Annotated in this window: 20 protein-coding genes and 1 tRNA gene; 15 read left to right on the top strand and 6 right to left on the bottom strand. The window is 62.6% G+C overall.

Features of this window, described 5'->3' with window-relative positions:
• Positions 1–5: 5 nt before the first annotated feature.
• The 4 genes from F3H41_RS13070 to F3H41_RS13085 all read right to left on the bottom strand — a co-directional run bounded on the left by F3H41_RS13070 (position 6) and on the right by F3H41_RS13085 (position 2,653).
• A complete protein-coding gene (locus F3H41_RS13070) occupies positions 6–194 on the bottom strand; it encodes a Trm112 family protein (protein ID WP_149739125.1) in 189 nt (62 codons plus the stop codon).
• Positions 195–201: 7 nt separating this feature from the next.
• Positions 202–882: an LON peptidase substrate-binding domain-containing protein gene (locus F3H41_RS13075; RefSeq protein ID WP_149739199.1), complete on the bottom strand. Its 681-nt coding sequence runs from the start codon at positions 880–882 to the stop codon at positions 202–204.
• A gap of 176 nt (positions 883–1,058) precedes the next feature.
• Positions 1,059–2,051: a thioredoxin gene (gene trxA / locus F3H41_RS13080; RefSeq protein WP_149739126.1), complete on the bottom strand. Its 993-nt coding sequence runs from the start codon at positions 2,049–2,051 to the stop codon at positions 1,059–1,061.
• A 77-nt stretch (positions 2,052–2,128) separates the two neighbouring features.
• Positions 2,129–2,653 (bottom strand): prolyl-tRNA synthetase associated domain-containing protein, encoded by a 525-nt coding sequence (locus tag F3H41_RS13085; RefSeq protein ID WP_188129457.1) that lies wholly within the window; start codon positions 2,651–2,653, stop codon positions 2,129–2,131.
• A 257-nt stretch (positions 2,654–2,910) separates the two neighbouring features.
• Between F3H41_RS13085 and F3H41_RS13090 the strand changes: the two genes are divergently transcribed.
• From F3H41_RS13090 to F3H41_RS13100, 3 genes are all read left to right on the top strand, one after another.
• A tRNA-Gly gene (locus F3H41_RS13090) sits at positions 2,911–2,985 on the top strand.
• 108 nt (positions 2,986–3,093) lie between these two features.
• Positions 3,094–3,282 carry a hypothetical protein gene (locus F3H41_RS13095; protein WP_149739128.1) on the top strand — a complete coding sequence of 63 codons (189 nt, stop codon included), beginning with the start codon at positions 3,094–3,096 and terminating at the stop codon, positions 3,280–3,282.
• A gap of 105 nt (positions 3,283–3,387) precedes the next feature.
• Positions 3,388–4,257: an SDR family oxidoreductase gene (locus tag F3H41_RS13100; RefSeq protein WP_188129458.1), complete on the top strand. Its 870-nt coding sequence runs from the start codon at positions 3,388–3,390 to the stop codon at positions 4,255–4,257.
• Positions 4,258–4,334: 77 nt separating this feature from the next.
• Here F3H41_RS13100 and F3H41_RS21535 read toward each other — a convergent pair whose 3' ends face one another.
• On the bottom strand, positions 4,335–4,580 hold the full coding sequence (locus F3H41_RS21535) for a hypothetical protein (protein ID WP_149739129.1): 246 nt from the start codon (positions 4,578–4,580) through the stop codon (positions 4,335–4,337).
• A gap of 271 nt (positions 4,581–4,851) precedes the next feature.
• Between F3H41_RS21535 and F3H41_RS13110 the strand changes: the two genes are divergently transcribed.
• From F3H41_RS13110 to F3H41_RS21295, 3 genes are all read left to right on the top strand, one after another.
• Positions 4,852–5,433 carry a sigma-70 family RNA polymerase sigma factor gene (locus tag F3H41_RS13110; RefSeq protein WP_149739130.1) on the top strand — a complete coding sequence of 194 codons (582 nt, stop codon included), beginning with the start codon at positions 4,852–4,854 and terminating at the stop codon, positions 5,431–5,433.
• A 74-nt stretch (positions 5,434–5,507) separates the two neighbouring features.
• On the top strand, positions 5,508–5,723 hold the full coding sequence (locus tag F3H41_RS13115; protein WP_149739131.1) for a hypothetical protein: 216 nt from the start codon (positions 5,508–5,510) through the stop codon (positions 5,721–5,723).
• Between the two features lie 135 nt (positions 5,724–5,858).
• Positions 5,859–6,020 carry a hypothetical protein gene (locus tag F3H41_RS21295; RefSeq protein WP_188129459.1) on the top strand — a complete coding sequence of 54 codons (162 nt, stop codon included), beginning with the start codon at positions 5,859–5,861 and terminating at the stop codon, positions 6,018–6,020.
• Between the two features lie 42 nt (positions 6,021–6,062).
• Here F3H41_RS21295 and F3H41_RS21710 read toward each other — a convergent pair whose 3' ends face one another.
• Positions 6,063–6,191, bottom strand: coding sequence for a hypothetical protein (locus F3H41_RS21710; RefSeq protein ID WP_280177044.1), 129 nt, complete (start codon positions 6,189–6,191; stop codon positions 6,063–6,065).
• A 202-nt stretch (positions 6,192–6,393) separates the two neighbouring features.
• Between F3H41_RS21710 and F3H41_RS13120 the strand changes: the two genes are divergently transcribed.
• The 9 genes from F3H41_RS13120 to F3H41_RS13160 all read left to right on the top strand — a co-directional run bounded on the left by F3H41_RS13120 (position 6,394) and on the right by F3H41_RS13160 (position 16,271).
• A complete protein-coding gene (locus F3H41_RS13120) occupies positions 6,394–6,627 on the top strand; it encodes a hypothetical protein (RefSeq protein ID WP_149739132.1) in 234 nt (77 codons plus the stop codon).
• A 2-nt stretch (positions 6,628–6,629) separates the two neighbouring features.
• The gene (locus F3H41_RS13125) at positions 6,630–7,502 is read left to right on the top strand and encodes a TIGR02587 family membrane protein (RefSeq protein ID WP_149739133.1); all 873 of its coding nucleotides are present in this window, start codon (positions 6,630–6,632) and stop codon (positions 7,500–7,502) included.
• A 27-nt stretch (positions 7,503–7,529) separates the two neighbouring features.
• Positions 7,530–7,940 (top strand): TIGR02588 family protein, encoded by a 411-nt coding sequence (locus F3H41_RS13130; protein WP_149739134.1) that lies wholly within the window; start codon positions 7,530–7,532, stop codon positions 7,938–7,940.
• A gap of 160 nt (positions 7,941–8,100) precedes the next feature.
• The gene (locus F3H41_RS13135) at positions 8,101–8,853 is read left to right on the top strand and encodes a YoaK family protein (RefSeq protein WP_149739135.1); all 753 of its coding nucleotides are present in this window, start codon (positions 8,101–8,103) and stop codon (positions 8,851–8,853) included.
• A 98-nt stretch (positions 8,854–8,951) separates the two neighbouring features.
• Complete coding sequence (locus F3H41_RS13140; RefSeq protein ID WP_149739136.1) at positions 8,952–9,593, top strand: LysE family translocator; 642 nt, start codon at positions 8,952–8,954, stop codon at positions 9,591–9,593.
• A 102-nt stretch (positions 9,594–9,695) separates the two neighbouring features.
• On the top strand, positions 9,696–11,759 hold the full coding sequence (locus F3H41_RS13145; RefSeq protein WP_149739137.1) for a M3 family metallopeptidase: 2,064 nt from the start codon (positions 9,696–9,698) through the stop codon (positions 11,757–11,759).
• Positions 11,760–11,964: 205 nt separating this feature from the next.
• Positions 11,965–13,527 carry an alkaline phosphatase D family protein gene (locus F3H41_RS13150; RefSeq protein WP_149739138.1) on the top strand — a complete coding sequence of 521 codons (1,563 nt, stop codon included), beginning with the start codon at positions 11,965–11,967 and terminating at the stop codon, positions 13,525–13,527.
• A gap of 197 nt (positions 13,528–13,724) precedes the next feature.
• Positions 13,725–15,554 (top strand): translational GTPase TypA, encoded by a 1,830-nt coding sequence (typA, locus tag F3H41_RS13155; RefSeq protein ID WP_149739139.1) that lies wholly within the window; start codon positions 13,725–13,727, stop codon positions 15,552–15,554.
• A gap of 210 nt (positions 15,555–15,764) precedes the next feature.
• A complete protein-coding gene (locus tag F3H41_RS13160; RefSeq protein WP_149739140.1) occupies positions 15,765–16,271 on the top strand; it encodes a GNAT family N-acetyltransferase in 507 nt (168 codons plus the stop codon).
• The last annotated feature ends 36 nt before the right edge of the window (positions 16,272–16,307 follow it).

Consider the following 16,307-nt stretch of genomic DNA (forward strand, 5'->3'; position numbering starts at 1 on the left):
CGACGTCAGTCCTCGATCTTGCGAGCCTCGGAGACCAGCATGATCGGGATGCCGTCCCGGATGGGATAGGCGAGGCGCGCCCTTTCCGACACGAGTTCGTTTGCGGCGCGGTCATAGGTCAGGCGCCCCTTCGTCAGGGGGCAGACGAGCAATTCGAGAAGCTTCGGATCGACGCTGCTGGTGACCAGATCCATCGCGGCCTCACTGCAAAATCGTGTCGATATCGCCAAAGCTGCGAGCCAGCACGATTTCGGTGATGGCGATCAGCGTTTCGGCGCGAGTCTTCATGTCGGGCGCCTCGAGAAGCGCCTGCTTTTCGGCCGGACCGAAGGGTGACATCATTGCCATGGAGTTGACGAGCGTCGTATTGCTGGCCCGCTCCACGCTCTCCCAGTCCGCTTCCAGCTTGTTGGCATTGAGATAGGCGCGAAACGCCGCGAGCAGCGCCTTGCGATCCACCTGGCCATCATCTTCAGGCCCCTCGAGGTCGCCAAGGAAGGGGACGATGCGGAAGGTGCGGTAGGCCTTGTGATTGTGCACCTCGTCGGAGAGGCGGATTCGACACACGCCGGTCAGCGAGATGACGTAGCGCCCGTCGCCGGTCTCGGTGAAAGAGGTGATTCGGCCGATGCAGCCGACTTCGCACAGCGCCTGCGTCATGCCGGGTTCGGATTCCTCGCGTTCGCTGGAGAGCGAGGGCTGGACCATCGCGATCAGCCGATTGCCGGCCAGCGCGTCGTCGAACATGGCAAGGTATCGGGGCTCGAAAATGTTCAGCGGCAGTTGCGCGCCCGGCAGAAGCAGAACGCCCGTCAACGGAAAAACGGGAACCATCCCGGGCAGATCCGACGCTTCGAGATAACGGGCATTGCCGACGTGCATGGTGTCCACCTTTTTTCCGCCTGCGCGGATCAGATTTTCCGCCCGCGCGGTTTCAGGGCCTCGCATGGATTAGGCTATGACGGGGGCTCTGCCGCGCAAGGCCGCTTGGGAACAAAATGGGGTTTGGTCCCGCGTTCTCAAGCGCCTTTGTCACATTTCACGCAAAGAGTGACAGATTACGAGAAGAGGATCGAGGACAGCTTGCGGCGCGCGGCAATCGTTGCGGGGTCCTTGGGTCCCCAGACCTCGAAGAACTGCAGCAATTCGCGTCGTGCGCCGTCATCCTCGAAGGTGCGATCGCGCTTCATGATCCACAGCAGGTGGCCGGCGGCGGCTTCGCGGTCGCCCTCCACATTGCGGATCTTTGCGAGTTTCAGGCGCGCGGCGTGATCGTCGGGGTTCACGGCGATCTGGTGCTCAAGCGCCACGGGATCGCCGAGTTTGCGGGCTTCCTCGATCTGGCCAATCTTCTTGGTGAGGGCGGCAATGGCCGGATCCTTCTGCATGGCCTCCGGGGCGAGCGCCAGCTGTTCGCGGGCGCTTTGAAGATCGCCAGCCGTCAGCATGCACTCGACGAGGCCCGCAAAGGCGCCGGCATGTTCGGGCTCGGCATCGAGCACGGCCGCATAAAGGCCCGCGGCGTTCTGGAGATCGCCCGCCTCGGCAAGGGCTGCGGCTTCAGCCAGAGCAGCCTCGATTTCCTGAGCCCGGTCATCCGTCGCCGGGCCGGCATTCTTTTCGATGAACTGGCGGATCGTGCTTTCCGGCACGGCGCCCATGAAGGCATCGGCCGGGCGGCCGCCCTTGAAAGCGACGACGGCGGGGATCGACTGGATGCCAAGCTGTCCGGCGACCTGCGGGTGCTCGTCGATGTTCATCTTCACGAGCTTTACCCGGCCGCGCGCCTCGCGCACGACCTTTTCAATCACGGGGGTCAACTGCTTGCAGGGACCGCACCAGGGCGCCCAGAAATCGACGAGAACGAGGGTTTCGAGCGAGGCCTGCAGCACATCCCGGGCAAAGGTCGCGGTGGTGGTGTCGGAGACGACGTCGGCAGCGGCACCGGCCGTGGCAGCCGGGGAGGGGGCCGAGGCCTGCGGCGCAAAACTTGCGCTTGCCGTCATCGGGCTTCCGAAAGAGGCCGCGTAGGGATTGTTGTCGCCGCTCATGATCTGTCCTCTCGCACTCGAAAGCGCAAAAGGGTGCGCGCCTTCGAGATCAGTGTTTCTGGCAGCAAGATCGTATGTCAGGCCGTCACTTTCAAGACAAGCGGCGCGTGACCTGTCGCTTCCACGAAGCGCAGCAGGTCCCTGGTCGCGATCGCCGTCGTGGCGTCGTTGCGCAGCGGATGGCAGTTGATGACCGCCTCGTTCGTGAGGTCCGCGTCGAGGATGAAGGTCACCTTGTGGTCGGTGTCGTTCATGACGCCGAAGGCCGTCACGGCGCCGGGGATGACACCCAGATACTCCATCAGCTTTTCCGGCTTGCCGAAGGAGACCTTGCTGGCGGCGCCGATGATGGTGTGCACGGTTTTCAGATCGACGGTCGCATGCTCCTCCACCGTCAGCAGGAAATAATTGTCCTTCTTGTCCTTCACGAAGAGGTTCTTGGTGTGACCGCCCGGCATCTCGTCGCGCAGCGACTGCGATTCGGCGACGGTGAAGACCGGCGCATGCTCCTTGGTCTCGTGGGCAATGCCGAGCCCGTCGAGAAAGGCGAAGAGGTCCTGCGATGTCTTCGGAAAATTGGTTTGCGCGGGCGCGTCGCTCATCATCTGTCTCCTGTGCTGATCCGGTGTCCTGCAATAGGCGGGTGCGGCCGGCACGGCAACGCGGATCGCGACAGATCCGGAGAAAATGCCGGCGCCCCACCGGGACGTCAGCGGAGTTTGCGATGGGTGTCCGAAAATTTCTTCGGGCGGCCGTCATTTCCCTGTTGCATTTGAAAAAGGCTTGGGCCATATAGCGCCCGTCGCCGCAACAAACGGCGGCCGGCGATCCACCGATTACCCCCGGATCGCAGGAATGAGCGGGTGTAGCTCAGGGGTAGAGCACAACCTTGCCAAGGTTGGGGTCGGGCGTTCGAATCGCCTCACCCGCTCCAGTTTTTCTTCTCATTCTTCTTTGCTTTTCCACCGGATCTCTCCGCGTATCGCAGCGTCGGACGGAACCTTGCGCATGTCGCGCGTGTTTGGGTGCAAAGGAGACCATCATGGCCATTGCACCTGTCGAGCCGTACCCGACGCCCGGCCCCGTACCGGGACCGGATATTCCGCCGATCGGACATCCGACGCCGCCGATCCGCGAGCCCGAGCCCGACGTTTTGCCGGACGAGACGCCGGATCCCAATCCGGATGAGAATGACTGCCCGCCACAGCAGATGCGGCGGCTACACGCCTAATCGTCGGGCGCGGACGAGCGGATGGGCGCGTCTTGAGCAATTTCGGGGAACAAGGGGCTTTCGGACGGGTTTGAGCCGGCAACCTCACAGACTCCGGAGCTTCTTATGTCTGACGATTCCATCCGCCGCCCCGCCCCTCCCTATTCCGCAGGGCAGCTGACACCGCCCGGAAAGACGCGGGATATGCAGCCCGTTCCCGACCATGGCGAGGACAGCTATGTCGGCGCCGGTCGCCTCGAGGGCAAGGTTGCTCTGATCACCGGCGGCGACTCCGGCATCGGCCGGGCGGTTGCAATCGCCTTTGCGCGTGAAGGCGCGGATGTCGCGATCGCCTATCTCTCCGAAGACGACGATGCGGAGGAAACGCGGCGGCTAGTCGAGAAGGCCGGCCGTCGTGCTCTGCTTTTGCGCGGTGATCTCTCCAGCGAAAGTCACTGCGATGACGTCATCGCAAAGACAATCGCCGATCTCGGTGGGCTCGACGTTCTCGTCAACAACGCCGCGCGGCAACGAACGTTCTCGGATATCGCCGATATCTCTGCCGAGGAATGGGACGCGACATTCCGCACCAATATCTACGCGCCGTTCTTCCTTTCCCGTGCTGCGGCAGCGCATATGCGCTCCGGCAGCGCGATCATCAACACGGCCTCCATCCAGTCTCGCCAGCCGTCGGCTGACCTTCTGGCCTACGCGAGCACGAAGGGGGCCATTCTCAATTTCACCGCGGGCCTTGCCGAGATGCTGGCCGACAAGGGTATTCGCGTTAATGCTGTCGCGCCCGGCCCCATCTGGACGCCGCTGATCCCCTCCACCATGCCGGCCGACAAGGTCGAAAATTTCGGCAAGAAGACGCTGATGGGCCGTGCGGGCCAGCCGGGGGAGCTTGCCGGAGCCTATGTGCTGCTGGCCAGCGATCTCGGCAGTTACATGACCGGCGCCGTCATCCCGGTCACCGGCGGCGAAATCATGATCTGACATCGTCCCCTAGACAACGATTGAAAAAGGCGCCCTTTCCGACCAGAAGGGGCGCCTTTTCACATGGATGCATCCTGTCATCCATCACTCGTATCAGACCCAGGCGCCGGCTTGAGGCGGCGCGTTGCAGCACCGGTTTTCGCGACATCGCGCGCCTTTGTGCGATCGGGATCCGACAAAGTCTCGCCGACGGCATCCGGCTCCGTATCGGGATCATCTTTCGCAGGCAAATAACCACGCGGACGGGAGGCCTCAGGCCCCTCCCACCGCGGAGACTGCTTCGTGGTGCCGGCTTTGCCAGCCTTTGGTGTGTCCTGTGTCATGTCGATAAACTCTGTTGCCATAGAACATTGCAACCATGGACAACGACAGATGTTCCGACGTCGATCTCCGCCGTATTTTCTTTGAACAGTTGGAACTAATGGGTCACATCTCGGTTTATATGCGACATAAGAAAAGGATATATATAAAACATACTTTCTTTATGGAGTTCTAATCGTAAACTATACAGCTGATGTTCGTCGCTGCAAGGAACAAAACTCTGACTTGGACCATTTCGCTCCCATGGTCCAAGTCAGAGAGCGTGTGCAGTCCATGTCATCCCTCCAGCGGCACCAAGCCCCGCCTTCCGCCCCCGTGCGAACCAAGCGCTCCCCAGACATTGCCGCTGAGAGCTGTGCCAAAAAGCGCGACGTAAAAGACGATGTCGTCGCGCTTATTCCGGCCCTGCGCGCCTTTGCCAGAACCTTTACGCTTAACGTATCAGACGCCGACGACCTCGTGCAGGAAACGTTGATGCGGGCTTTGCGCAGCATCGAGCAGTTTCAACGGGGTACACAGCTGAAGTCCTGGCTCTTCACCATCATGCGCAACACCTATTGCAATCAGTACCGAGTGCGCGTGCGCGAGGCGCCGGGCCTGGTGGATTGCGTCGCGAGCACGCTGGTCAGCGCGCCGACGCAGGAGTGGGCCTGCATGGAGGGAGACTTGCAGTCTGCCTTGGCACGCCTGCCGGTGGAGCAGCGCGAGGTTTTGATGCTGGTCGGTGGTCTGGGCTTTTCCTACGAGGAAGCTGCGGAAATTCATCAGTGTGCGGTCGGCACCATCAAGAGCCGCCTCAGCAGGGCCCGCGAGGCGCTTGCGGTCGAGCTTGGCGGCCGGCCGTTGCCGGCCTGAGCGGGGCTGGATGCGCGAACGGCGCGCCTTGCATTTTAGTCGGCATAGCGATGCCTCGAAACGGGAGTTTTACGATGAACGATGCCAAAGGCTCAAAGAGCCAGGTCGAGAAGGATGCTAGAGGCCAGTTCGTCGGCACACAGGCCGGCGGCGACAACAATGGCGTTGCCAGCGCCAAGCCGCGGGTGATTACCGGCAGTGATGATGCCACGATCCATAGTCGGCCTGACGAGAAGAAAAGGCCGAAGGAGTGGAGCGTCAATCACGACCTCGATGGCGGCCGCCGATAGGGCGAGCGTACACGATCGGTTCGCAAGACGAGCCTTCGCGTTGGCCCGTCATGCCGCGTTCGGGTTCGATCTATTCGCCGGATGAAACCATTCCGCTCAAAGAACCGTAAAGGGTTGCGCGGAAAGGACGGCCGGATGAAAAAACCTGACGATATCAAGCGAGACGGCGCTGGCGTTGGCGTCGATGAACAGATCGAGGCGCTGATGGGCAAGATCAAGCATGAAGATGTGCCTGAGCGGTTGCTCAACCTTGCCCGCCAGCTTCAGGCGGCGCTCAAAGATCGTCGTCCGTCCTGAGCTGAAACCCCCCGCCTGTCGCGGGGAGGCGCCTGTCCTTTCTCATGGTGACTGATCGATGGCGTGCGGGGAGGGCCTGCCGGGTGCGTCGTCGCGGCCTCGCTCCGAAAAGGCAAATGCCGCCACCACGACGATGACAATCAATCCCGCAAGCATCAGGGCTTTTTTCATTTTCTCACTCTCCATTCTCGAGGCCTTCCGGCCGTTCGCCTCAAGGGCGCGAAGTGCCAGGGGCTCGCTGGCCAACTGTTCAACGCATGGCCTAAGCGGTCCGGACCGCGAATGTTCCGCTTCGGCTTGATCGCATCGGCGGAACCTTTCCCTGCGCGTCGCGGTTTGGTGGACGACCAGGGACATCCTAAAGGAGCGCGCCATGCAGGACATACGGACACCGCATCAGGATCTCGCCGACCAGTACCTCGCGCTCGGTGGACGCCGGCAGGCGATCATCGACGATAACAAGGTTTCCGTTCGCCAATGGGATGACGAACCGCAGGAAGCGGATGCTTTCTGGCGCGACAACGTCGATGGGCTGGACGATGAGGGGCGCAGGGAAGTCGCCCTGCTTCTACCTTCCGTTTCGGATGAGGCTGAGCGCAAGGCGTGAGCATGGCGAAGGCCGATGAATGCGGAGCCAAAGATGGTGGCTCCCTCGACGGCGAAGACAGGCGGTTTCTGACCGGCCTTGCACGCGGGCTTGCGGGGGCTTTGCTGTTTTCCCTGCCCATGCTGATGACCATGGAAATGTGGTTTCTCGGCCTTTACGTGCATCCCCTCCGGCTTCTTGTGCTCTGCACGGTGAACCTGCCCATGCTGGTTCTCCTGGCCCACTATATCGGCTTTGAAAAATCGATCGGATGGGGCGCGGCGTACCGGGATGCGATCACGGCCTACGGCCTCGGCATCCTCGTTTCCGCGGGGTTTCTGCTGCTGTTCAACGTTCTCGGGCAGGGAGCGACGATGGCGACCGCCGTGGCCCAGATTGCGCTGCAGGCGGTGCCGGCCAGTATCGGCGCGCTTCTCGGTCGCAGCCAGCTTGGCGACAGTGACGAAGAAGGCGACGAGGAGGACGAGGGGGAGAAGGCCGAGGCTGGTTACGGGCGCGAACTTTTCATGATGGTGGTTGGCGCCCTGTTTCTCAATCTCAACGTCGCGCCCACGGAGGAAATGAACCTTATCGCCTTCAAGGCAACGCCCGTGCACACCTTGCTGATGGTCGTCACGTCCATCGTGCTCATGCATGGGTTCGTCTACGCGGTGCAGTTTCGCGGCGGGCACAGGCGCGCCGAAGGGGCCGGCTGGTGGCGGCCGTTTTTCGTCTACACCATCCCCGGCTACGTTCTGGCGCTGCTCGTCAGCCTCTATGCCCTGTGGACTTTTGAGCGGGTCGACAGCGTTTCCCTGCAGCAGATTATGACGACGACGGTCGTGCTTGGCCTGCCCGCCGCCATCGGCGCGGCCTCGGCCCGACTGATCTTGTAGCGCGATCGCACCGGAGGACACAGCACGATGGGCAGCACGACGGATCCCGCACGTAGCAAGGGCCGGTCCTCGCATCTGGTGGAATGGACAACGGGCCTCCTGTGCAGCCTCCTGGTTGCCGGTCTGTTCGTAATGCTGGTCATCGACATCGTCAGGCATCGCCAGGAACCGGCGCGCTTCGAGGTGAGCGCAACGGCCATCGAGCCGGCGGGCGGGCGCTACCGGGTCACCGTCGCAGTCCACAATCCCTCGCTGGCGACGGGGGCGCAGGTGCATGTGCGCGGCGATCTCATGCGAGGCGACGAGGTCGCGGAAAGCGCTGACGTCACTTTCGACTACGTCGCCTCGGAATCGGCCGAAAAAGGTGCCCTTTTCTTTGCCGCGCAGCCGAGCCCAGGGACGCTCCGTCTCACTGTCGTCGGCTACACCGATCCCTGATCCCGGCCTGCCATCTTCTGCACGGTTTCATTTCCGTTTCGGAAGGGTTTTCGAATACACTCTCAGGGCTGGGCTGTTGGCCGGGCATTTCCGGTCCCGTGCGTCGGCAGGTGCGGGACGTTTTCTGGTGCGCTTTCGACCGAAGCAATGCGGACCTGAAATGCATCTCTATCTTCTGAGCCTGATCGACCGCGACCGGAGCGAACGGGCAGACCGCCATCTCGCCTTTTTCCTCGCCTTCGTGGCGGGCGGCATCAATGCCGGCGGCTTCATGGCGGTGCATCAATATACCTCCCATATGTCCGGGGTCGTCTCCTCGCTCGCCGATCATCTGGTGCTCGGCGAATGGGCGCTCGCCTTTCTCGGCCTTGCCTCCTTCATCGCTTTCCTGGCGGGCGCCGCCACCTCGGCCATCCTGATTAACTGGGCGCGCCAGCGCGACCTTCGGTCCCAATACGCCATCCCGCTTCTGTGGCAGGCCCTGCTGCTGGCGGCCTTCGCGGGCAGTTCCCGCTTTGCCGATGTCAACCTTCTCGGTCACGCGGTGCTGGTCATCATGCTCCTGTGCTATGTCATGGGCCTGCAGAACGCGATGATCACCAAGCTTTCCGGCGCCCGCATTCGCACCACTCATGTCACGGGCATGGTGACGGATATCGGAATCGAGATCGGCAAATTTGTCTACCGCAACGGGGCGACGGCGACAAAACCGGTGATCGCCGACCGGGCCAAACTGCTGCTCCTTTCAACCATGGTCGGGCATTTCTTTCTCGGCGGTATTTGCGGCGCGGTGCTCTTCGCCTCCCTTGGTCTGGCCGCTTCCTTCGCCTTCGGCCTGCCGCTGATGGTGGTCGGCATCTTCCCGCTCCTGGCCGATGCACGGGCGTGGTCGAGCGGACAAAAGGGCGACTGATCTTTTCACCCATCAGCTCTCTTCATGCGCGCATCAGAGATGCGTGATTGACGGCCGCTAAGGACTGGCCCCTCATGGCGAAAACAGAGGGGAATCGCATGTCGTCAACACTCATCACCGGGGCCTTCCTCGCCGCCCTCTTTTACGTCCTCATCCCGGGTCCGGCTTTTCTCGCGCTCCTCGGCATCGGCGCCGGGCAGGGGCGCAAGGCGGGCGCCTTCTTCATGGGCGGGCATCTGGCCGGCGATCTCGTCTGGTCGGCACTGGCGCTCGTCGCCATTGTCGGCGCCAAGACGCTCGGCACTGTTATCTTCGATGCACTTGGCCTTGCCTGCGGAATCTATCTCGCCTGGATCGGCTGGAGCGCACTGACGGCCAAGCCCCGGGGCGATGGCGCGCCGCTCACGGTCGTCACGCATCCGCTGCGGCGCGGGCTGATCTTCGGTCTCACCAATCCCAAGGGCTATCCCGTGGCGCTCGCCACCTTCACGGCGCTTCTTGCCGGCTCGGCCAACGCGCTCGATTTCGATGCGCTGCCGGTTCTGCTAATGGCCTCGCTGGCCGGCTTTCTCGGTGCCGACGTGATCCTCATCGCCATTATCGGGGCGGGCGTCGTGCGCCGCTTTTATCGCCGGCACGAGCGGCTGATCGTCAGGCTGTCCGGCCTTCTGTTCCTCGGCTTTGCCGCGCAGGCCATCTGGCATGCTGCGCCGGGGCTCCTGGGGCTGAAGCGCGGCTGACGCCGGCTGCCTTGAACTTGTCGCGCCAGCGGCTTACCTCGGATAGCGGGAGAGGAGAATCAGCCTCCCCCCATTTCCGATCGCCTGCCGCAAGGAGCTGCCATGACCGAGACGCGTGCCCTGAACCCTGCCGTGACGGACTGGAACGGGCCACACGGCCTGCCGCGTTTCGAAGCGATCGACGATACCGACTTCGCGCCGGCTTTCGATGCGGCGCTCGCCGAACATGAGGCGGAAATCGATGAGATCGCCAACAATCCGGAAGCGCCGACCTTCGAGAACACGATCGTCGCGCTGGAGATCGCCGGCGACGCGCTGTCGCGGGTGTCCTCGATCTTCTGGTGCCTTGCCGGCGCCAACACCAATGACACGATCCAGGCGCTGGAGCGCGAGATTTCGCCGCGCATGTCGCGCCATTATTCGAAGATCGGCATGAATGTCGCGCTCTTTGCCCGCATCGACAGGCTGTGGGAGACGCGCGAAACCCTTGGTCTCGATCTCGAAGCCACCCGCGTGCTCGAGCGTCACTGGAAGGGTTTCGTGAAATCGGGTGCAAAGCTGCCGCGCGAGCAGCAGGAGCGTCTGGCCGCCATCAACGAGACGCTGGCCGGTCTCGGCACGCGTTTTGGCCAGAACGTGCTGGCGGACGAGAAGAGCTGGGCGCTCTTCCTCGACAGCGAAGCCGATCTCGCCGGTCTGCCAGGCTTCCTGCGCGATGCCATGGCGTCTGCGGCCCGCGATCGCGGCCGCGACGGCGCTTATGCGGTCACCCTGTCGCGCTCGATCATCGAGCCCTTCCTGACGTTTTCCGAGATCCGCCCGCTGCGCGAGCAGGCCTTCAAGGCCTGGGTGGCGCGCGGCGAAAATGGCGGCGAGACCGACAACCGCGCCGTGGTCGCCGAAACGCTGAAACTGAGGGCGGAAAAAGCCGGCTTGCTCGGCTACGCAAACTACGCCGCCCTTAAGCTCGACAATACGATGGCGAAGACGCCGGAAGCCGTGAACGGTCTCCTGACGCAGGTCTGGGACAAGGCGGTGGCGCGGGCACGGGAAGAAGAGGCCGATCTGCAGGCGCTGGCGTCGGCGGCTGGCAGCAACGAGACGATCATGCCCTGGGACTGGCGCTTCTATGCGGAGAAGCTGCGCGCCCAGCGCTTCAGCTTTTCCGAGAGCGAGCTGAAGCCCTACCTGCAGCTCGAAAAGATCATCGATGCCTGCTTCGATGTCGCCAGCCGCCTGTTCGGGATCACGGCTGTCGAGCGCAAGGATGTGAAGGGCTATCATCCCGATGTGCGCGTCTTCGAGATCCGCAACCGGGACGGCGGTCTCGTCGCCCTGTTCCTTGGCGATTATTTTGCGCGCTCCTCGAAGCGCTCGGGAGCCTGGATGAGTTCCTTCCAGTCCCAGCATCGACTGGATCTGCCGAATGGCACCAAGGGCGAGATCGGCATCATCTACAATGTCTGCAACTTCGCAAAGCCCGCGCAAGGCAAGCCGGCGCTGTTGTCTCTGGACGATGCGCGTACGCTTTTCCATGAATTCGGCCATGCGCTGCACGGCATGCTCTCAGACGTCACCTATCCCTCGGTCTCCGGCACTGGCGTTTCGCGCGACTTCGTGGAACTGCCCTCGCAACTTTACGAGCACTGGCTGACGGTGCCGGACATCCTCAAAACCTATGCCGTGCATGTCGAGACCGGCGAGCCGATGCCGCAGGCCTTGCTCGACAAGGTGCTGGCCGCGCGCACCTTCAATTCCGGTTTCGCAACGGTCGAGTTTACCGCCTCGGCTCTGGTCGATATGGCGCTTCACACGATCCCGGCGCCGGAAGATCCGATGGCCGTGCAGACCGAGGTTCTGGAGCGTATCGGCCTGCCGCAGGCCATCGTCATGCGCCATGCGACGCCGCACTTCCAGCATGTCTTCTCCGGCGACGGCTATTCGGCCGGCTACTATTCCTACATGTGGTCGGAGGTGCTGGATGCCGATGCCTTCGCTGCCTTCGAGGAGACCGGCAATGCCTTCGACCCCGGCATGGCAGAGAAGCTGAAGACGCACATCTATTCCGTCGGCGGCTCCATCGATCCGGAAGAGGCCTACAAGGCGTTCCGCGGCAAGCTGCCGAGCCCGGATGCCATGCTCGCCAAGAAAGGGCTGGCCGCCTGACGCGTCCGTCCTTTATCCGGCTGACATTCTTGCTTGCGCATGTCCGGACGCAAAACCGCGGTGCACATTTGCTGGACATGCTCACTGTCACGGAAACTTCGCCGCGACGTTACGAAACCGTCGCGGTGCCGTAACGTGACTGACATTGGGGCGGCTCATGGTCCCGCGATCAGGCTTTGCCTGCTTCGCGACCGGAGCCGTCATCATGTCCATCCTCGCGCGCGCGTCTTCCCGCCGTTCCTTCCTCGTCTCAGCGGGAACGCTCGGGCTTGCGGCGACATCCGCGCTTTCTGCGCCGTTTTACGCTCGCAACACCCAGCGGCCGGCATTTTCGCTCGGCGTCCAGTCGGGCGACGTCGATGGTGGATCCGCCATGGTGTGGACGCGAACGGACCGCGCGGCGCGCGTCAGCGTGGAACTGTCGACAACGGAGAGCTTTGCCGATCCGGTCCGGTTAAGCGCGAAGGATGCGCTGCCCGGTACCGATCAAGCCGTGAAATGGCTGGCGGAGGGGCTTTTGCCGGACCAGGATTACTTCTACCGCTTTCGGGCCCATGATATTTCCGACGTCAATCTTGTTGCAGAGCCAGTCACCGGCCGGTTTCGCACCGCGCCGCTGAAGCGCCGGGCGGTGCGCTTTGCCTGGTCGGGCGATACGGCGGGGCAGGGCTGGGGCATCGATGATGTCGGTATGAAGACCTATTCGACCATGGCCTGGCACCAGCCGGATTTCTTCATCCACTCCGGCGACACGATCTACGCCGACAACCCGATGCCCGACGAGATCACCCTGCGCGACGGGACGATCTGGAAGAACCGTGTCGTCACCGAAGAGAAGCGCGAGGTGGCGCGTACGCTGCGCGAATATCGCGGGCAGTGGAAATACAATCTGCTGGATGACCACGTGCGGGCCTTCAATGCCACCTGTCCGGCCTTCTACCAGTGGGATGACCACGAGGTGCTCAACAACTGGTCCGCGTCCACCGATCTCAGCGATGATCCGCGGTATCCGGAAAAGGACATTTCCGTCTACGCGGCCCGAGCGGCGCGGGCCTTTGACGAGATGACGCCGATCCGCGTGCCGGCGACGGAGCCGGGGCGGATCTTCCGCAAGGTGTCCTATGGTCCGCTGCTCGATATCTTTTTCCTCGACCTGCGCAGCTATCGCGGCGAGAACCAGGACGAGAAAAGTGGCCTGCTCGGCTGGCGGCAGATCGACTGGCTGAAGCGCGAATTGTCTGCTTCCCGTGCGCTCTGGAAAGTGTTTGCCTGCGATATGCCGCTCGGCCTTGTCATCTGGGACGATTATGGCCGCAAATCCGGCATCGAGGGCGTTGCGGATGGCAAAGGTGGCGCGCCGTCTGTGCGGGAGGGCGAGATTGCCGATCTCCTCTCCTTCATGAAGCGCAAGGACATCCGCAACACGATCTGGCTGACGGCCGACGTGCATTACACTGCCGCCCATCACTATGATCCGGCGCGCGCGGGCTTTACGGATTTCGATCCGTTCTGGGAGTTCGTCTCCGGTCCTCTGCATTCCGGCACCTACGGTCCGAAGCCGCTCGATCCGACGTTGGGGCCGGAAGTGCGTTTCATCAAGTCATCCGGCGGCGGCATCGACAGCAATCTGCCACCATCCGCCGGGCTGCAGTTCTTCGGCCTCGTCGACATTGCCGCCTCCGGCGAGGCGACGGTGCGGCTGATGGACCGCGAAAATCACGAGCTTTGGCGGGTCACACTCCAGCCGGAAGGCTATGTCGGTGCGTAAGGTCGCGGCCTGCCTCCGCAGCGGCTTCGCGAGCGCCGGCAAAGCCTGCCCTCGCATTCGCGCATGGCCGCCCTCGCAGGCGCGGCAGGGCTTTGCGCGCTTCTCCCCCTTTCGCAAATGCGGAAAAAGCTGTATGAGCCCCGTCAATTGAAGATTGCGACCCTCAGGGGTCTGCCCGAACCTCCGAGATTCCAAACATGAAAATGCGCAATATTGCGATCATCGCACACGTTGACCATGGCAAAACGACACTTGTGGACGAGCTCCTGAAGCAGTCCGGCTCCTTCCGCGAGAACCAGCGCGTTGCCGAGCGCATGATGGACAGCAACGATCTCGAAAAGGAACGTGGCATCACGATCCTGGCGAAGGCGACCTCCATCGAGTGGAAGGACACGCGCATCAACATCGTGGACACGCCCGGCCACGCCGACTTCGGCGGCGAAGTAGAGCGCATTCTCTCGATGGTGGACGGCGCGATCGTTCTCGTCGATGCCTCCGAAGGCCCGATGCCGCAGACCAAGTTCGTGGTCGGCAAGGCGCTGAAGGTCGGTCTTCGCCCGATCGTAGCGATCAACAAGATCGACCGTCCCGATGGCCGCCACGAGGAAGTCATCAACGAAGTCTTCGACCTCTTCGCCAATCTCGACGCCACCGACGAGCAGCTCGACTTCCCGATCATGTACGGTTCGGGCCGCGATGGCTGGATGAATGTCAACCCGGAAGGCCCGAAGGACCAGGGTCTGGCGCCTCTGCTCGACCTCGTTCTGGAACATGTTCCGGCTCCGACGGTCGAAGAAGGCCCGTTCCGCATGATTGGCACGATCCTTGAAGCCAACAACTTCCTCGGCCGCATCATCACTGGCCGCATCGCGTCCGGCTCCATCAAGCCGAACCAGCCGGTCAAGGTTCTCGGCCAGGACGGAAAGCTCATCGAAACCGGCCGCATCTCGAAGATCCTCGCCTTCCGCGGCATCGAGCGCACGGCCATCGATGAAGCGCATGCGGGTGACATCGTCGCGATCGCCGGCCTTTCCAAGGGTACGGTTGCCGACACCTTCTGCGATCCGTCCGTTACGGAACCGATGACGGCACAGCCGATCGACCCGCCGACCGTCACCATGTCCTTCATCGTCAACGACAGCCCGCTGGCCGGCACCGAAGGCGACAAGGTCACGAGCCGCGTCATTCGCGACCGTCTGCTCAAGGAAGCCGAGGGCAACGTCGCGCTGAAGATCGAGGAAGCCGAAGGCAAGGACTCCTTCTTCGTCTCCGGCCGCGGCGAACTGCAGCTCGCCGTGCTCATCGAGACGATGCGCCGCGAAGGTTTCGAGCTTGCCGTTTCGCGTCCGCGCGTGGTGATGCACAAGGACGAGACGACCGGCCAGACCATGGAGCCAATCGAGGAAGTCGTCATCGACGTGGATGAAGAGCATTCCGGCGTCGTCGTGCAGAAGATGTCCGAGCGCAAGGCCGAGATGACGGAACTGCGTCCGTCGGGCGGCAACCGCGTGCGCCTGAAGTTCCTGGCACCAACCCGCGGCCTGATCGGCTACCAGTCGGAACTCCTGACCGACACGCGCGGTACGGCGATCATGAACCGCCTGTTCCACGACTACCAGCCCTACAAGGGTCCGATTGCCGGCCGCGTCAACGGCGTGCTTTTGTCGAACGCCTCGGGTGAAGCCGTGGCCTATGCCATGTTCAACCTCGAAGACCGCGGCCCGATGATCATCGAGCCGGGCGAAAAGGTCTATCAGGGCATGATCATCGGTATCCACTCGCGCGACAACGACCTCGAGGTCAACGTCCTCAAGGGCAAGCAGCTGACCAACATCCGTGCCGCCGGTAAGGACGAAGCCGTGAAGCTGACGCCGCCGATCCGCATGACGCTCGATCGTGCACTGTCCTGGATCCAGGACGACGAACTGATGGAAGTGACGCCGAAGTCGATCCGTCTGCGCAAGATGTATCTCGACCCGAACGATCGCAAGCGTTTCGAAAAGATGAAGACGGCTGGCGCCGCCTGATCCCGTCTCCGTCTGTCTGACATTGCAAAGGCCTCCGGCTCATGCCGGGGGCCTTTTTGTTGTGCGGGGCTCCCTCTGGTTGCTTGCGGGACAGGTTACCTTTGCGTTAACTTTTAGGCAGGGGCAACGATGCATGTTGTCTGTGTGTTATGCCGATAGTTCGCGTGCGCGGGATTCCGCCCGGGGATGCGGACGGTCTAGAGTCCTGCCATGAAGACAGTGTCCATTGACGTGAGGCCAGGTGAGCCGGATGATGCGGCCGCGATCTCGCGCGCGCATCGTGAAAGCTGGCTGCAGGCCTATAAGGGACTCATTCCACACCGCGCCCTGCTGCAGATGGTCAATCGCCGCGACGAGAAATGGTGGCGGCGCGCAACGCGCGGTCCGGCAACGCTGATGGTCGTCGAGATCGAGGGAACCATCGCAGGCTATGCGACGATGGGGCTGAACCGCGCCCGCGCTTTGCCGCAGGAAGGCGAGGTCTACGAGATCTACCTCAGGCCGGAATATCAGGGCATGGGGCTCGGCCGCATCCTGTTTAACGAGGCACGGAACCTCCTCAAATCGCTCGGCTGCCGCGGGCTTGTCGTCTGGTGCCTCGAGGACAGCCATCACGCCGACAGCTTCTTCCGGGATGCCGGCGGACGCGACATTGCCGAGGGCATGGAGGACTTCGACGACGTGCTCCTCAAGAAGATCGGATACGTCTGGGACTGACCTTGTCGCCGACTGTCAGTGCCAACAGCCAACTTG

It is taken from the genome of Rhizobium sp. RU20A (assembly GCF_900155885.1).
GTDB lineage: Bacteria > Pseudomonadota > Alphaproteobacteria > Rhizobiales > Rhizobiaceae > RU20A.

Bases quoted from the DNA above. Each gene is read 5' to 3' on its own strand.
- F3H41_RS13070 (WP_149739125.1), bottom strand. From the start codon at position 194: ATGGATCTGGTCACCAGCAGCGTCGATCCGAAGCTTCTCGAATTGCTC.
- F3H41_RS13075 (WP_149739199.1), bottom strand. From the start codon at position 882: ATGCACGTCGGCAATGCCCGTTATCTCGAAGCGTCGGATCTGCCCGGG.
- trxA (WP_149739126.1), bottom strand. From the start codon at position 2,051: ATGAGCGGCGACAACAATCCCTACGCGGCCTCTTTCGGAAGCCCGATG.
- F3H41_RS13085 (WP_188129457.1), bottom strand. From the start codon at position 2,653: ATGAGCGACGCGCCCGCGCAAACCAATTTTCCGAAGACATCGCAGGAC.
- F3H41_RS13095 (WP_149739128.1), top strand. From the start codon at position 3,094: ATGGCCATTGCACCTGTCGAGCCGTACCCGACGCCCGGCCCCGTACCG.
- F3H41_RS13100 (WP_188129458.1), top strand. From the start codon at position 3,388: ATGTCTGACGATTCCATCCGCCGCCCCGCCCCTCCCTATTCCGCAGGG.
- F3H41_RS21535 (WP_149739129.1), bottom strand. From the start codon at position 4,580: ATGACACAGGACACACCAAAGGCTGGCAAAGCCGGCACCACGAAGCAG.
- F3H41_RS13110 (WP_149739130.1), top strand. From the start codon at position 4,852: ATGTCATCCCTCCAGCGGCACCAAGCCCCGCCTTCCGCCCCCGTGCGA.
- F3H41_RS13115 (WP_149739131.1), top strand. From the start codon at position 5,508: ATGAACGATGCCAAAGGCTCAAAGAGCCAGGTCGAGAAGGATGCTAGA.
- F3H41_RS21295 (WP_188129459.1), top strand. From the start codon at position 5,859: ATGAAAAAACCTGACGATATCAAGCGAGACGGCGCTGGCGTTGGCGTC.
- F3H41_RS21710 (WP_280177044.1), bottom strand. From the start codon at position 6,191: ATGAAAAAAGCCCTGATGCTTGCGGGATTGATTGTCATCGTCGTGGTG.
- F3H41_RS13120 (WP_149739132.1), top strand. From the start codon at position 6,394: ATGCAGGACATACGGACACCGCATCAGGATCTCGCCGACCAGTACCTC.
- F3H41_RS13125 (WP_149739133.1), top strand. From the start codon at position 6,630: ATGGCGAAGGCCGATGAATGCGGAGCCAAAGATGGTGGCTCCCTCGAC.
- F3H41_RS13130 (WP_149739134.1), top strand. From the start codon at position 7,530: ATGGGCAGCACGACGGATCCCGCACGTAGCAAGGGCCGGTCCTCGCAT.
- F3H41_RS13135 (WP_149739135.1), top strand. From the start codon at position 8,101: ATGCATCTCTATCTTCTGAGCCTGATCGACCGCGACCGGAGCGAACGG.
- F3H41_RS13140 (WP_149739136.1), top strand. From the start codon at position 8,952: ATGTCGTCAACACTCATCACCGGGGCCTTCCTCGCCGCCCTCTTTTAC.
- F3H41_RS13145 (WP_149739137.1), top strand. From the start codon at position 9,696: ATGACCGAGACGCGTGCCCTGAACCCTGCCGTGACGGACTGGAACGGG.
- F3H41_RS13150 (WP_149739138.1), top strand. From the start codon at position 11,965: ATGTCCATCCTCGCGCGCGCGTCTTCCCGCCGTTCCTTCCTCGTCTCA.
- typA (WP_149739139.1), top strand. From the start codon at position 13,725: ATGAAAATGCGCAATATTGCGATCATCGCACACGTTGACCATGGCAAA.
- F3H41_RS13160 (WP_149739140.1), top strand. From the start codon at position 15,765: ATGAAGACAGTGTCCATTGACGTGAGGCCAGGTGAGCCGGATGATGCG.